Source organism: Devosia sp. GW821-FHT12F11 (genome assembly GCF_058806655.1).
Window position 1 is genome coordinate 210614 of record NZ_JBXAPX010000006.1, and the last position, 13399, is coordinate 224012.

Below are 13399 nucleotides of genomic sequence, written 5' to 3' on the forward strand. Positions count from 1 at the left end.
AAAACAGTAGGAATTGGCGGCCATGCGCCGCCTGAGAAAGGCGTGTTTCGGGCGTTTCGCCCTTGTTGCACCTATAGGAAATCGGACCGATGAGAACCCAGGGGTACGCTGATGATCGGGTTCCCCCATCGACATCCAGCTGTGGGGATGTGCATGTTTCACCTCACGAAATTGCTCCCGAGCCCAAAATGCCACTGAGACCCCCGTTCATCGTCAACCTCCGCGATGGCCTCAGCCCGCTCGACCATGGCGGCTTTGCCGATATGGGCGGATTCGGCCATGCCGTCGGGCGGCTGCATGGCCTCACCCATATCGGCATCAACTATGAAGTGGCGCCGCCGGGCAGCCGCACGTCGTTTCCGCATGCCGAAAAACTCGAGGAGGAGTTCGTCTTCGTGCTTGGCGGCAAGCCCGACGTGTGGATCGACGGCAAGCTTCACCCGCTCGAGGCCGGCGATGCGGTGGCGTTTCCGGCCGGGACGGGAATCGCCCACAGCTTCCTCAACAACAGCGACGAGGACATGCAGCTGATCATTCTCGGCGAGCACGAGGTGCCGGGTAACCAGCTCTACTATCCGCTCAACCCCGAGCGCATGGCCGAGTTCAGCACCTGGAACGGCGCCTGGCTCGATGCGCCGAAGCGGCCGCTCGGCCCCCATGACGGCAAGGCGCGCGCCGGCAGCCGCGACGAGGGCGCGCCTCGCCCCCGTCGCCCCGGCTGCATCGCCCATTACAGCAAGGGCCTCGCGCCGTTCCCCAACCCCAAACACACCAACCATGGCGGCCAGAGCAGCCGGATGGGGGCGGCTTTGGGGATGACGCGCATCGGCATCAACTACGACATCGTCGCCCCCGGCAACCGCACCTCGCGTCCGCATGCCGAGAGTCGCGAGGACGAGTTCGTGCTGGTGCTCAAGGGCCGTCCCGATGTGTGGATCGACGGGCACCTGCACGAGCTCGATGAAGGCGACGCGGCGGTGTTTCCCGCCGGCACCGGCATTGCCCACTCCTTCCTCAACAACAGCGACGCGGACGTGCACCTGCTGGTGGTCGGCGAGCACGCCCGCGAGGGCAACCAGCTGAACTACCCGCTGAACCCTGAGCGGATGGAGGAGTTCGCAAAACTGGGCCGGGCCTGGCTCGATGCCCCGAAGCCGGAGCTCGGGCCGCATGACGGGATGGCGCGGGCGGGGACGCGGCGGGGATGAGCGGGGAGTCCCGTGCCCTCCACGTCCCCCCTCTTGGAATTTCTAAGGCTTAGCGAAGATGCTAAGCCCAAGAAATTCCATTCTCCCCCGCAAGGGGGGAGAATGGCAGCGAGACCTGCGCATGGGATGCCGAAGGAGTAACGGCGGGCCCCGCCGTCATTCCAGGTGGCTCTTCAAAAACCACAGGTTCTTGTCGAGGCTGCGCGAGAAGGCGGTGAAGATGTCGGCAGTGTCGGCATCACCGGCTTCGTCCGCTGCATCGATGCCCTCGCGGGTGGATTTGCTCAGCGCGGCGTAGCGTTCGACCAGGGCGGCGACGTGGTCGGGGACTTTGCGGATATCGGTGGGGTAGGGGGCAAGCTTGCTGGCCTTGCCCACCGTTTGCAGCGTGCCCAGTGCGATGCCGTCGAGCTGGGCGACGCGTTCGGCGATGATGTCGACGTGCTCGTCGACGTCATCGCGCAACTGGTCGAGCAGTTCGTGCACGGCGATGAAGGTCGGACCTTTGAGGTTCCAGTGCGCCTGCTTGGTGATCAGCGCCAGGTCGATGGCGTCGGCAAGGCGGGCATTCAGCAGGTCGATCATCTCGGCCTTGGTGTTGGACTTGAGGCCGATCTCGGGGGATTTCATCTCGGGGAACCTGTGACGCGTTGCGGGACGCCGTGAGAACGGCGCGAGCCGGCTTGAGGTTCCTTCCCCGAGACGGTGCTGTCTTGAACGAAGTGCGCGCGATCAGTCAGGGCTCGGTAGTGACTTGTCGGCCTTGCAGACGCTCAGCGGCTTGATCGCACCCGAGAAGATCTCGGTGATCCGCTCCTCCGCCTTGTCGACGCTGACGCTCATGCAGGCGCAGCCATAGCCGTAGCCGCTACCCGGATTATTGGTCTCGACGAACTGCTTGTCGTCGAAATCCGGAGCGTTATCGATGCCCTTGGCTTCGGCGCCATCGGCATCGCCCTGCGAGGTGATGGTCCAGGTGGCGTCCTTGTCCATCAGCCACAGGTTGCCCGGCGTCGGGTTCATATACCAGCCGCACCGGGTTTCGGCGGCGAGAGCCGGCGAGGTGGCAATCAAGGACACCGCAACGATGACGGCAAGACGATGCATGGTGACGCTCCCTCAAGAATATGGAGCCGGAAAGCAGCAGTTCTTCATCGCGTCGGCAAGACCCGTTGCTGGCGAAAGTTTGCGCAATGCAAACAACAACGACTCAGTCCTCGAACTGAGGAGCTTGATCTCTGCCGTTGCAGCGCGCCCCGCGGTCCGGGCACTCCTCAGTCCTGCGGAGTTTTCGGGCGTTGCGAAAGCCTGATGGTGCGCGCATCAGATGCACAGAGGTGGCAGGTAGATGACGAGGATACATATACTCGGGGCGTCCGGTGCGGGGACGAGCACCCTTGGCGCTGCGGTTGCGGCAGCCATGGCGGTGCCGCACCTCGATGCCGACAGCTACTTTTGGCAGCCCACCGATCCGCCCTTCACGTCGCCCCATCCGCGGGAGGTTCGATTGGCACTGCTTATGCAGGCCATGGCCGACAAGGCCGATTGGGTTTTGTCGGGTTCTGCGCTGGGCTGGGCGCAGCCGCTCGAACGGCTCTACGAGCTGATTGTCTATGTGAGGCTGGACCCCGCCATCCGGATGGCGCGGCTCAGGGAGCGTGAGCACAGGCGCTACGGGCAGCGCATCGAGAGCGGCGGCGACATGAACGCGGCCAGCGTCGAGTTCCTCGCCTGGGCGGCGCGCTACGACACCGCGGGACCGGAACAGCGCAGCCGTGTCGCGCACGAGGCTTGGCTTGCGAGACAAAGCGCCCCGATCCTGCGCCTCGACACGTCGCGCCCGGTGGTCGAGCTCGTGCCTGAAGTGCTGGCTGCCGCCAATGGCCTGGGCCCCTGACCGCCGCACGCTGGAACTGCAAAACAACAAGGGCGCAGTCCGCACGGACTACGCCCTCATTTCCGTTCACCTGACGATCAGACCGCCTGGTTTGCCATCAGGTCGTTCATGACCGGATTGGCGCGGATTAGTTGACCGTCTGGTCCTCGATGGTCTTGGTCGAGGCGCTGATCGGAATCTGGCGAGCCTTCTTGCTCTCCGGGATCTCGCGCTTCAGCTCGATGTGGAGCAGGCCGTTCTCGAGGTTGGCGCCGGCGACTTCAACATAGTCGGCGAGCTGGAACCTGAGCTCGAAGGCGCGCTCGGCGATGCCGCGGTGCAGGAATTCGCGAGACTTGTCCTCGCTTTCCTGGGCCTTGGCGCCCTTTACGACCAGGTTGTTCTCCTTGCTTTCAATCGCGATGTCGCCTTCGGCAAAGCCGGCGACGGCGATCGAGATGCGGTAGGTGTTCTCGCCGGTCTTCTCGATGTTGTAGGGAGGATAGGATTTCGCCTCCTGACCTACGAGGGCGTCGAGACGATTGAAGACGCGGTCGAAACCGACGGTCGAACGATAGAAGGGGGAAAAATCGTAGCTAGCCATGATCACATTCTCCTTTGAGCAACGTGGCTTTGTTCGGGTGTCCCATGCGCACTCCCCAATTGGGCAAGCAGGCATTCCCGGGTTCCCGATCCCCGGGAGTTCCCGGCGGACAGCATTGATTTAGGGAGCATCGGCCAGGGTTCAAGACCCCCGTTCAGGTCGATGAACCGAAGATGAATGCAGCAATCAAAGGCGGTTCAGACAGCGGCTCCTATAAGCGGGACTGTGCTTACTGTCTGCTGCAGGGCACACCGAATGAGCCGCCTTCACCCGCCCCCCGCAAGGCGGCCATCACAGGAAAGCCAGTGTCTCAATCGAGGCGCTGGCTTTTCGGTTTTCGGGTTCGATTTCTTGGGGCGTTCACCGTTTCAATGACGGCGAAGCACTGAGTATCAGCACACACCGGTGTCATTCCCGCGTAGGCGGGAACCTGGTGGGATGCCTCGGCACCCGCTGAGGTTGAGAAATCCCACTGGGTCCCCGCCTACGCGGGGATGACGCCGGTGGCCAAACCCCAAAATGCAGCCTAATCGAAGCACTCTAGCCACGGCCGTCATTCCCGCGCAGGCGGGAATCCAGTATGCGTGAGGGTATCGTCCGGAGCAGCGCATGAACGCCATCGTCGACCCCAATGGGCCAACCCTCGCCGTGGTGCCGTCCAATCCGGTGCCGGAGGGGGCGCGGGTCGGCTATTTCACCACGCCCGACAGGGTGCAGTTGCGCTACGCCACCTTCCCCAAGGGGCAGGGCGCGGCCAAGGGCACGATCTGCCTCGTCCAGGGGCGCACCGAGTTCATCGAAAAGTATTTCGAGACCATCGCCGATTTCCAGTCGCGCGGTTTCGCCGTCGCTACTTTCGACTGGCGCGGGCAGGGCGGCAGCCAGCGGCTGATCGGCAACAAGCGCCTCGGCTACGTCCGCCGCTTCGATGACTATTGGGAGGACCTCAAAGCCTTCCATGGCTCGATCCTCCTGCCCGATTGCCCCGCGCCCTACTACCTCGTGGGCCATTCGATGGGTGGGCTCGCCTCGCTTTATGCCGGCATCCGCGACCGCATGATGTTCGAGCGGATCTTCGTGTCGGCGCCGATGGTGGGGCTCGATCGCCAGCCGCTCAGCATGGCCGGCATGGCGCGGCTTTGCGGCACGCTGGCCAATCTGGGGCTCGCCAGGCTGCCGATCGGGCGGCGCGGCGACAAAGCGCAGACCGAGCAGAGCTTTGCCGGCAACCCGCTGACCTCCGATCTCGCGCGCTTCAACCGCTCGGTCGAGGTGCTGAAGGCGCGCCCCGAACTCGAGCTCGGCGCCCCGACCTTTCGCTGGGCGGCGTCCGCCTTCGAGGCGATGGCCGGCGCCGCGACCGACCAGTTCCCCGGCGCCGTCCGCATCCCGGTGCTGATGCTGGCGGCGGCGCGTGACGAGATCGTCTCGACCTCGGCCATCGAAACGCTGGGTTTGAGGATGCGCACCGGCCGCCACCTGGTGATCCCGGGCGCCCGGCACGAAATGTTCGTCGAGAACGACGCCATCCGCGCCCAGGTGTTCGCGGCGTTCGACGCGTTTATCACCGAGCAGAGCGCTTAGGCGGACCTCGCAGTAAGTGCCTTCTCCCACGAGGAGAGAAGGCGATCGCCGATAGAGCAGCGCTCTACCCCCGGAGCACGGCCATGGCCGCGGCGTGCAGCTCGGGCGTCGCCGCCGCCACGCAGTTGCCGCCCTGCTCGGCCGGCTCGCCATCCCAGGTGGTGATGACGCCGCCGGCGTTTTGGATCAGCGGAATCAGCGGGCAGATATCGACATCCTTCAGGCCGGCCTCGACGACGAGATCGATGTGGCCCGCCGACATCAGGGCATAGCCATAGCAATCGAGCCCGTAGCGGGTGGTCAGCACCCTGCTGCGGATGCGCGCCCATGGCTCGGCCACCCCCTTTTTCTCGAACAGGTCGGGCGAGGTGGTGGTCATCTTGGCCCTGGCCAGTTCGGTGACCCCCGAGGTGCGGAGCGCCGCCTTGTCGCTGACCCGGTGATAGGAGGCTTCGCCGGGGAGGCCGAGATAGATCTCGCCGGTGAACGGCTGGGCCATCAGCCCGGCCACCGCCTTGCCGTCGATGGTGAGGCCGACCAGCGTGCCCCAGACCGGGACGCCGGTGATGAAGGCGCGGGTGCCGTCGATCGGATCAATGATCCAGGCGAAGCGGCTATTGCCCGGCTTGTCATCCCATTCCTCGCCGATGATGGCGTGGTCGGGGAAGCGGTTGCCGATCAGCTCGCGGATGGCCAGTTCGGCCTGCCGGTCCGCCTCGGTGACCGGGTCAAAACCCTGCGCTTCCTTGTTGTCGACGGCGAGCGCCGAGCGGAAGCGGGGCAGGGTGACGGCCGCGGCGATCTCGGCGGCATCAAGCAGGGTGCGGCGCACGAGGTCGGCGGTGAGGCCGCCGAGATATGTATCTTCCATGTCAGCCTTCCCGGCGCGATTTTGTGAGTTGTTCCAGTGTTCTAGCAGCCGGCCTCAGCCGAGGTGTGCGAATAGTTTGTGACGATCGTGATTCATTTTTGCAACAACGGCGCAAGTTTATCTGTTGAAGACTTCCGGCCGGCTTGTGAAGGGGCGCAAATCAGTTCACGCCAGTAGCTGCATGATGGATGGGCGGCTCTTGAGCCTCTTGCCTCGACTTAGGCAACGCACTCCGGCCGTCATCGTTTCCTCCCTTGACTGGGCCGCTCCGGCGGCCCGATTTTTGTGGGACATGCAATCCTGCACGCTCCATAGAACTCGATGTCATTCCCGCGAAAGCGGCAAACTCCGTTTTGCGGTGGCTGCTGCACGCTCCGAAAACAGAGGGTCCCGCTTTCGCGGGAATGGCATCGAGTTTGCGGGGGCAGTAGCGCCCTTCACTCCGCGGCGTATTTCTCCTGGACCGGAGCGGGCGGCGCGAGCATGGCGAAATCGAGCCCCACCAGCGTCGCGACCAGCCGGTCCACCAGTTGCCGCATGGCGCCGAAGCCGGCGTTCTTCTCGAGCGTCACCTCATTCATATAGAGGTGGCGGCTGAGTTCGATCTGCAGCGCATGCACGCCATGCTGCGGCCGGCCGTAGGTGCGGGTGCAGAAGCCGCCGGCATAGGGGCGGTTGCGCGCCACGCGCAACCCGGCGCCGGCGAATACCATTTCGGCGAGATCGGCGAGAATGGGCGCGCAGGTGGTGCCGTAGCGATCGCCCAGCACCACGTCGGGGCCAAGCCGGTCGCCGCTGCGCGACAGCCGTGGCATCGAATGGCAATCGATCAGCACCGCGACCCCGAAGGCGCCGTAGGCTTCGGTCAGCAGCCGCTGCATGGTGGCGTGATAGGGCTGGTAGATGCCCTCGATGCGCATGCGCGCGTCATCGAGCGTCAGCCGCTCCTTGTAGATCGGCTTGTTCTCGGCCACGACCCGCGCCAGCGTGCCGAGCCCGGCGGCAACGCGCGGGCTGGTGGTGTTGAAGCGCTCCGACAGCGGCTCGACGAACATGGTGGGGTCGAGTTCCCAGGGCTCGCGGTTCACATCGAGATAGGCGCGCGGAAAATGTGCCCGGATCAGCGGCGCACCCAGGTGCGGCGCGCGCTGGAACAGCTCGTCGACGAAGGCATCCTCGGACTGGCGGATCGACAGGTGGTCGAGCCTGGTCATCGCAAGGAAGCGCTCAGGGTAATCGCGGCCGGAATGTGCGGAATTGAACACCAGAGGCGCCATCACCCGGCGGGGCCGGATGGTTTCGAATGCTGGCCTGTCCCAATAGTCGGACTGCACCGGGTCTCCCTTCAGCGCCGAAGCGCTGTCTTATTGCCACACTCTGCCGCGCGCGTTGCCGAATGTCCATAAGTCCGAGGTGGGCATGTTCACACTTGCCGCGTATGGGTTCTCGATCGAGAAAACTTGCATTAAACATCACGCATTAGAGTTCCGCGGCAGAACGCCGTCGAAGGGGCGCCAAGAGGACATGATGAAGCGCATTCTGCTCGCCGAAGACGATAACGACATGCGCCAGTTCCTCACCCGGGCGTTGAAGACCGCCGGTTACGAGGTGGTTTCGTTCGACAACGGCAGGTCGGCCTACGAGCGGCTGCGCGAGGAGCCGTTCTCGCTGCTGCTCAGCGACATCGTGATGCCGGAGATGGACGGGATCGAACTGGCGCGTCGCGCCACCGAACTCGATCCGGATCTCAAGGTGATGTTCATCACCGGTTTTGCCGCCGTGGCGCTCAATCCCGACTCGGAAGCCCCCAAGGATGCGTCGGTGCTGAGTAAGCCCTTCCATCTCAAGGACCTCGTACACGAGGTCGAGCGGCTGCTGGCGGCCTGATCGCCCGTCGCTTCGCTCCGGTCGCACAGCCTGACGGCTGCGATACCCCTCATCCGGCGCTACGCGCCACCTCCGGGCGAGGGCGCAGCCCTCGCCGGGAGGCGCCCGCAAGCAGCAGACGGCCAAAGGCCGTCTCTGCGGGGCGGATGAGGGGTATCGCATCGCCAAGCGATGCGCGTCCCGAGCGGAAGCGAGGGGCGTTTCCACTCGTCGTCCCCCAGCCTTTTTCCGACAGTTTCCCCACCCCGGAATTGACCCTTGACCCGCAAGCGGGTTTTATGGTCTACCGCGCTCGCAACGACGGGCGCTGCCCGACGTGACAAGTGAAGTGATGGGTGTATAGCTCAGCGGGAGAGCACTACCTTGACATGGTAGGGGTCACAGGTTCAATCCCTGTTACACCCACCATCGCTCGCTTGAAGGACTCCCGAAGTCCTTGAATATGCCGATGAAATCGGCGCCGCAGTTTGGTCGCGACAGACGACGGTCCTAACAGACCTGAGGTCGTAACCCGAACGGATGGGTGTGTAGCTCAGCGGGAGAGCATCGCCTTCACACGGCGGGGGTCACAGGTTCAATCCCTGTCACACCCACCATCCAATTGAAGCCCCTGGCGCCGATCGGCTGCCGGGGGTTTTGCTTTTCAGCCTCCTGCCTGACCGCGCGTCCGAGACCTGTCGAGTCGCCGCCGGGCAATCGTCTGTTGATCGTCGTGGGATGAACAGATTCGGCTCACCGGATGACCAGATTCGCTTCACTGGATAGAGTCGCCGGCGTCCTGAATGCAGTTGTCTTGGCTTTGCCACAAAATTCCCGGGGCCATCGTCGGTCTGCCGATGGCTACGCAGATACCAGTATCCGAGCATGGTAACTCTTTGACTGACAACAAAAAGATCACGACCGGGCGCCCGATCGGAGTCGATGCAACGCTGCAACACTTGCTCCAAGAGTGACAACTGTTGCCCTTCGGGGGCTCGATTCCTGCCATATTTCGTGTGAGGGTAAGTTCGACCTTTTGGAGGGCAATCATGAAGCACATCACCACTATCCTGCTGGCCACCGTGGCCGCTGCTGGTCTGATGTCCTCGGCCTACGCCGCGGATCTGATCATTGAAGAACCGGCTCCGGTCGGTGTCGTCGACGTCGGCGGCAACTGGGACGGCGCGTACGTTGGCGTGTTCGTCGGCGGCGGTTGGGCACATGCCGACCACGTTGCCAATCCGCCGAACAACGACCTTGATCTGGCCGGCTGGCTGATCGGTGTCGACGCTGGTGCGAACTTCACGCTCGATGGCGGTATCGTGCTCGGCGTGGTCGGTGACATCGCCTGGTCGGACATCACGGGCGACGACGATGGCGCCTTTGCCTTCGACACCACGCACACCATCGACTGGCAGGGTTCGTTGCGCGGTAAGATCGGCTTTGATGGCGGTGCCTTCATGCCCTACCTGACCGGTGGTCTTGCCTTCGCCCACGCGACCCGCACCAGTTCGGCCGGCGTCGACAACGAAGCCAGCGCGACCCATGTTGGCTGGACCGTTGGTGCTGGTGTTGAATTCGCCGCCACCGAAGACCTCTCGGTTAACCTTGAGTACCGCTACTCGGATCTTGGCGAGCAGGTGTATGACTGGTCCGGTCCGGGCATCAACCCGACCATCGGCCTGACCACGCACACGGTCACTGCCGGCCTGCACTGGAACTTCTAAGCTAGTTCCATAGCGAGAAATTCAGGGCCCCGCCCGGCGCGAGCCGCGGCGGGGTCTTCTTTTCCCCGAAAATTCCCCATTTGTGCCTTGAAATCGCCATGCCGGAAACAGGTGTGGCGCGAATGGCACGACTCTCTTTCCGAGGGAGCTCGCGTGAACAGTTTGTTAGCACGTGAGGTCGCTTTTGCCTGCGACACGGGCTACGTGAGGGCCCTCTCTCTAGGAGTTGACTAAATGAATCGTTTTGCAATCGCTCTGCTGGCCGGTGTGGCTGGCGTCTCCGTGATGTCCTCGGCCTTCGCCGCTGACCTGATCATCGACGAACCCGCTCCGGCGGTCGGCATCGTGTCCACCACCGGCAACTGGGACGGCCTGTTCATCGGCGCCTTCGCTGGCGCTGGCTGGGGCACCGTCACCGACGAGGATGGTTACTTCGCAGCCATCGACACCGAGACTGACCTGACCGGTTGGCAGGTTGGCGTGACCGCCGGTGCCAACTTCACCGTGTCGGAAGCTATCGTCGCCGGTATCGTTGGCGACATCGCTTGGTCCGACCTCAGTGGTGATCTTGCTGTCGACGGTTCGTCCTATAAGGTCGACTGGACCGGTTCTATCCGTGGTCGTCTGGGCTTTGACGGCGGCGCTTTCCTCCCGTACGTGACCGCTGGTGTGGCCTTCGCCAACGCCACCGTGACCGACGAAGGTGTGCCGGTCTACGAAGACACCCAGACCCACATTGGCTGGACCGCCGGCGCTGGCGTCGAGTTCGCCGTTGCCGACAACGTGTCGCTCGACCTGCAGTACCGTTACACCGACTACGGCACTAAGGACTACAACCTCAACGGTACCGACTACTCGTTCGGCCTGACCTCGCATGCGGTCACCGCAGGCGTGAACTTCCGCTTCTGATTTCCGCTTTCGGCCTCGAGCCGAACGGTCATCTAAATCGACCCCGCCCGGCGCAAGCCGCGGCGGGGTTTGATTTTGCAAGGTGACGCCGTTGTTTGAGTGCGGTCTCGCGCAGCATTGGCCGACACTGCCACGTCCGCGGCGTAAGTGTGTTTAAATAGAGATCTGTAACTTCGTCAGAATGACTGGCCGCGTGTGTGTCCTGTGGGTGACACTTCACATCTAAGCTGTAGGTTGCTGGCGCATGCGGGTTTTCTTTCATTCAAACGTGCGTATCTTATTGGCGTTGCTTTTCTGGAGGCCACCCATGAATCGTCTTGCCGTTTCCCTGCTCGCCGGCGTTGCCGCTCTGAGCTTCATCTCCTCGGTCCAGGCGGCCGACCTCATCATCAGTGAACCTGCTCCCCCGGTTGGTATCGTCGACGTCGGCGGCAACTGGGACGGCGTGTATGTCGGCGCCTTCGCCGGCTATGGCTGGGGCACCCTGACCGATGACGATGCATATTTCGACCCTGCCGGCACTGAGTATGACACTACGGGCTGGCAGGTCGGCGTTGCCGCCGGTGTTAACTTCACGGTCTCGGAAGCCATCGTTGCCGGCCTCGTCGCCGATATCGCCTGGTCCGACGTTGGTGGTACCTTTGTCGGTGGTGATCTCGAGTCGAAAACCGACTGGCAGGGCAGCATCCGTGGTCGTCTCGGTTTTGATGGTGGCGCTTTCCTCCCGTACGTGACGGCCGGTCTGGCCTTCGCCAACAACACGCTCACCGACACGACCGTACCGATCGAGGATACCCAGACCCATGTCGGCTGGACGGTTGGTGCCGGTGTGGAGTTCGCCGTTGCCGACAACGTGTCTCTCGACCTGCTGTACCGCTACAGCGACTTCGGTTCGAAGGACTACACGCTCAGCGTCGGCGATTATTCGTACAGCCTGACCTCGCATGCGATCACTGCCGGCGTGAACGTCCGCTTCTGACGGCCGTCGGTTTCGGCTGATCGATCGGTCTATTTGACCCCGCCCCGGCTTTGGCCGAGGGCGGGGTTTGTTGTTGCGAGCATGCGCCACCTTTCGGGCCGGCGGCCATCTGAGCGTCGGGGAGGCGCCTAGGCATTTTACGACTGAGCCGTAACGGCCCGATGGTTGGGCCCGACCCAGGCGCCTTGGCTCCGGCGCCATCCCCGCGGGGCGCGGAGCAATGGGACCTCTCAGCCTCGACGCGTGCCACAGCATGCCACCAGGTTCCCGCCTGCGGGGAATGACCTCCGTGTGGGCTGAGCTGCGATGCTTCGCCCGATCGATCCGCCGCTTCGCGATTCTCCCGTGCCCCGGAACATTGCTGCATCTTGATGGTGAAACGCGCGGTCAGGGGCGTTGTCACCGTTCATTCACAACTGTTGCGCGTTTGCCCTTGTCAGATCGGCAAATCGGTCCCACCTTCGCGGTCATGTTCAACCAGCAAAAGGAGGTGGTCCAAGTGTCTCATCAGAAATCGTCGGTTTCGAAGGGTCTTGGAGTCTCCGTTAGTTCGGAGCAGCCTCTGGCCTGATCGAAGGCACCTCGCTTTTCGGGACGACCTTGTCGCCCTGAGGGCAATGACTGCTTCGAAAGCCACGAAATCGGAAAGGGTCGCCTCCGGGCGGCCCTTTCTTTTTGGCCGCGGCCTGCCTGTTCAAGCCCCGGCAGGCGGGGCTCATGTGCACGCCCTCGCCGCGCCGGGCGAAACTCTATTCGCGAGTTCGACTCTATACTTGGCAGTCGCCCAGCAACGCGCGGTTCTCAAACCATTCGTTAACCAAGTCCTGACGGTTACCGCGGCGTAAAGGAATTGTTTGCAACTTGGATTCGATTCATGCGGGCACGCAATCCGTTCCCTTCGTGTACCTTGGAGGCACATCATGAACCGTTTTTCTCTCTCTCTGCTGGCGGGCGCAGCCGTGCTGTCCATGGCTTCGGCTGCTTCGGCCGCTGACCTGCTGGTCCAGCAGCCGTCCATGCCGGGCTTTGTCGATATGGGCGGCGGCGGTGGCTGGGATGGCGCCTATGTCGGCGGCTTCGTCGGCTACGGCTTCGGCACCGCAACGCAGGACGCCGCCGACGTGCTCTTCCTGGTCGACGACGAACTCGACCTCTCCGGCTGGACCGTCGGCGCTACTCTCGGCGCCAATTTCACCGTCGCTCAAGGCTTCATCCTCGGCGCCGCCGGCGATATCGCCTGGGCTGGCATCGGCGGCTACGAGTCTGGCAACGGCGTCGATTTCGACGTCAACTGGACCGGCTCCTTCCGCGGCAAAGCGGGTTTCGATGGCGGCGCGTTCATGCCCTACCTGACCGCCGGCCTCGCTTTTGCGGGTGCCACCGGCAGCGACAACGGGGCCGATAGCACCCAGGTGCACTTCGGTTGGACCGCCGGCGCGGGTGTCGAGATTGCGGTTGCCGACCAGATCTCGCTGGACCTGCAGTACCGCTACAGCGACTACGGCACCGCCGAGTACGATCTGCCGGCTGACAATGCCGAACTCGACCTCAACACCCACGCCGTCACGGCCGGTGTGAACTTCAAGTTCTGAGCCAAAGCCGCCATACTCTGTTCGAAAGGGCCGCCTTGTGCGGCCCTTTCTCTATATCTGCCAATAGGTTCGGGTGCCGCATGTGTGGCGGCAAGGTGACACTCGCGGGTCTTCTGTGGGGCCGGACGCCTAATTCCTATCGCCTTGATCGTGATTTGGGGTTATCCGCCTCCGGACTTCTAG

13 protein-coding genes and 2 tRNA genes are annotated in these 13399 nt (G+C 63.4%); 10 read left to right on the forward strand and 5 right to left on the reverse strand.

Going from position 1 to position 13399, the window contains the following annotated elements:
* The first annotated feature begins 188 nt into the window (after nucleotides 1–188).
* A complete protein-coding gene (locus tag AC1ROK_RS18635) occupies nucleotides 189–1208 on the forward strand; it encodes a cupin domain-containing protein (protein ID WP_492849641.1) in 1020 nt (339 codons plus the stop codon).
* 156 nt (nucleotides 1209–1364) lie between these two features.
* Here AC1ROK_RS18635 and dps read toward each other — a convergent pair whose 3' ends face one another.
* Nucleotides 1365–1838: a DNA starvation/stationary phase protection protein Dps gene (dps, locus tag AC1ROK_RS18640; protein ID WP_492849643.1), complete on the reverse strand. Its 474-nt coding sequence runs from the start codon at nucleotides 1836–1838 to the stop codon at nucleotides 1365–1367.
* 102 nt (nucleotides 1839–1940) lie between these two features.
* Nucleotides 1941–2315: a DUF4087 domain-containing protein gene (locus AC1ROK_RS18645; protein WP_492849645.1), complete on the reverse strand. Its 375-nt coding sequence runs from the start codon at nucleotides 2313–2315 to the stop codon at nucleotides 1941–1943.
* Nucleotides 2316–2556: 241 nt separating this feature from the next.
* Between AC1ROK_RS18645 and AC1ROK_RS18650 the strand changes: the two genes are divergently transcribed.
* Nucleotides 2557–3105 (forward strand): P-loop NTPase family protein, encoded by a 549-nt coding sequence (locus AC1ROK_RS18650; RefSeq protein WP_492849647.1) that lies wholly within the window; start codon nucleotides 2557–2559, stop codon nucleotides 3103–3105.
* Between the two features lie 127 nt (nucleotides 3106–3232).
* Here AC1ROK_RS18650 and AC1ROK_RS18655 read toward each other — a convergent pair whose 3' ends face one another.
* Nucleotides 3233–3688 carry an Hsp20 family protein gene (locus AC1ROK_RS18655; RefSeq protein ID WP_492849649.1) on the reverse strand — a complete coding sequence of 152 codons (456 nt, stop codon included), beginning with the start codon at nucleotides 3686–3688 and terminating at the stop codon, nucleotides 3233–3235.
* A gap of 609 nt (nucleotides 3689–4297) precedes the next feature.
* Here AC1ROK_RS18655 and AC1ROK_RS18660 point away from each other — a divergent pair.
* On the forward strand, nucleotides 4298–5272 hold the full coding sequence (locus AC1ROK_RS18660; RefSeq protein WP_492849651.1) for an alpha/beta fold hydrolase: 975 nt from the start codon (nucleotides 4298–4300) through the stop codon (nucleotides 5270–5272).
* A 64-nt stretch (nucleotides 5273–5336) separates the two neighbouring features.
* Here AC1ROK_RS18660 and hisN read toward each other — a convergent pair whose 3' ends face one another.
* Complete coding sequence (gene hisN / locus AC1ROK_RS18665; RefSeq protein WP_492849653.1) at nucleotides 5337–6143, reverse strand: histidinol-phosphatase; 807 nt, start codon at nucleotides 6141–6143, stop codon at nucleotides 5337–5339.
* A 437-nt stretch (nucleotides 6144–6580) separates the two neighbouring features.
* Nucleotides 6581–7477 (reverse strand): N-formylglutamate amidohydrolase, encoded by an 897-nt coding sequence (locus AC1ROK_RS18670; RefSeq protein ID WP_492849655.1) that lies wholly within the window; start codon nucleotides 7475–7477, stop codon nucleotides 6581–6583.
* Nucleotides 7478–7667: 190 nt separating this feature from the next.
* Between AC1ROK_RS18670 and cpdR the strand changes: the two genes are divergently transcribed.
* The 7 genes from cpdR (at nucleotide 7668) to AC1ROK_RS18705 (ending at nucleotide 13216) form a co-directional block, all read left to right on the forward strand.
* A complete protein-coding gene (gene cpdR / locus AC1ROK_RS18675) occupies nucleotides 7668–8030 on the forward strand; it encodes a cell cycle two-component system response regulator CpdR (protein ID WP_211200049.1) in 363 nt (120 codons plus the stop codon).
* Nucleotides 8031–8363: 333 nt separating this feature from the next.
* Nucleotides 8364–8438, forward strand: a tRNA-Val gene (locus AC1ROK_RS18680).
* Between the two features lie 113 nt (nucleotides 8439–8551).
* Nucleotides 8552–8626 (forward strand) — tRNA-Val (locus tag AC1ROK_RS18685).
* A gap of 432 nt (nucleotides 8627–9058) precedes the next feature.
* The gene (locus AC1ROK_RS18690; RefSeq protein WP_492849657.1) at nucleotides 9059–9736 is read left to right on the forward strand and encodes an outer membrane protein; all 678 of its coding nucleotides are present in this window, start codon (nucleotides 9059–9061) and stop codon (nucleotides 9734–9736) included.
* Nucleotides 9737–9970: 234 nt separating this feature from the next.
* Nucleotides 9971–10645, forward strand: coding sequence for an outer membrane protein (locus AC1ROK_RS18695; RefSeq protein WP_492849659.1), 675 nt, complete (start codon nucleotides 9971–9973; stop codon nucleotides 10643–10645).
* Between the two features lie 307 nt (nucleotides 10646–10952).
* Nucleotides 10953–11624 (forward strand): outer membrane protein, encoded by a 672-nt coding sequence (locus AC1ROK_RS18700; protein WP_492849661.1) that lies wholly within the window; start codon nucleotides 10953–10955, stop codon nucleotides 11622–11624.
* Nucleotides 11625–12544: 920 nt separating this feature from the next.
* The gene (locus AC1ROK_RS18705) at nucleotides 12545–13216 is read left to right on the forward strand and encodes an outer membrane protein (RefSeq protein WP_492849663.1); all 672 of its coding nucleotides are present in this window, start codon (nucleotides 12545–12547) and stop codon (nucleotides 13214–13216) included.
* Nucleotides 13217–13399 lie beyond the last annotated feature (183 nt).

What these genes read in the sequence shown, in the direction of transcription:
- AC1ROK_RS18690 (WP_492849657.1), top strand. Translation starts at nt 9,059, where the DNA reads ATGAAGCACATCACCACTATCCTGCTGGCCACCGTGGCCGCTGCTGGT.
- AC1ROK_RS18700 (WP_492849661.1), top strand. Translation starts at nt 10,953, where the DNA reads ATGAATCGTCTTGCCGTTTCCCTGCTCGCCGGCGTTGCCGCTCTGAGC.
- AC1ROK_RS18660 (WP_492849651.1), top strand. Translation starts at nt 4,298, where the DNA reads ATGAACGCCATCGTCGACCCCAATGGGCCAACCCTCGCCGTGGTGCCG.
- AC1ROK_RS18705 (WP_492849663.1), top strand. Translation starts at nt 12,545, where the DNA reads ATGAACCGTTTTTCTCTCTCTCTGCTGGCGGGCGCAGCCGTGCTGTCC.
- AC1ROK_RS18655 (WP_492849649.1), bottom strand. Translation starts at nt 3,688, where the DNA reads ATGGCTAGCTACGATTTTTCCCCCTTCTATCGTTCGACCGTCGGTTTC.
- hisN (WP_492849653.1), bottom strand. Translation starts at nt 6,143, where the DNA reads ATGGAAGATACATATCTCGGCGGCCTCACCGCCGACCTCGTGCGCCGC.
- dps (WP_492849643.1), bottom strand. Translation starts at nt 1,838, where the DNA reads ATGAAATCCCCCGAGATCGGCCTCAAGTCCAACACCAAGGCCGAGATG.
- AC1ROK_RS18635 (WP_492849641.1), top strand. Translation starts at nt 189, where the DNA reads ATGCCACTGAGACCCCCGTTCATCGTCAACCTCCGCGATGGCCTCAGC.
- AC1ROK_RS18695 (WP_492849659.1), top strand. Translation starts at nt 9,971, where the DNA reads ATGAATCGTTTTGCAATCGCTCTGCTGGCCGGTGTGGCTGGCGTCTCC.
- AC1ROK_RS18650 (WP_492849647.1), top strand. Translation starts at nt 2,557, where the DNA reads ATGACGAGGATACATATACTCGGGGCGTCCGGTGCGGGGACGAGCACC.
- cpdR (WP_211200049.1), top strand. Translation starts at nt 7,668, where the DNA reads ATGATGAAGCGCATTCTGCTCGCCGAAGACGATAACGACATGCGCCAG.
- AC1ROK_RS18645 (WP_492849645.1), bottom strand. Translation starts at nt 2,315, where the DNA reads ATGCATCGTCTTGCCGTCATCGTTGCGGTGTCCTTGATTGCCACCTCG.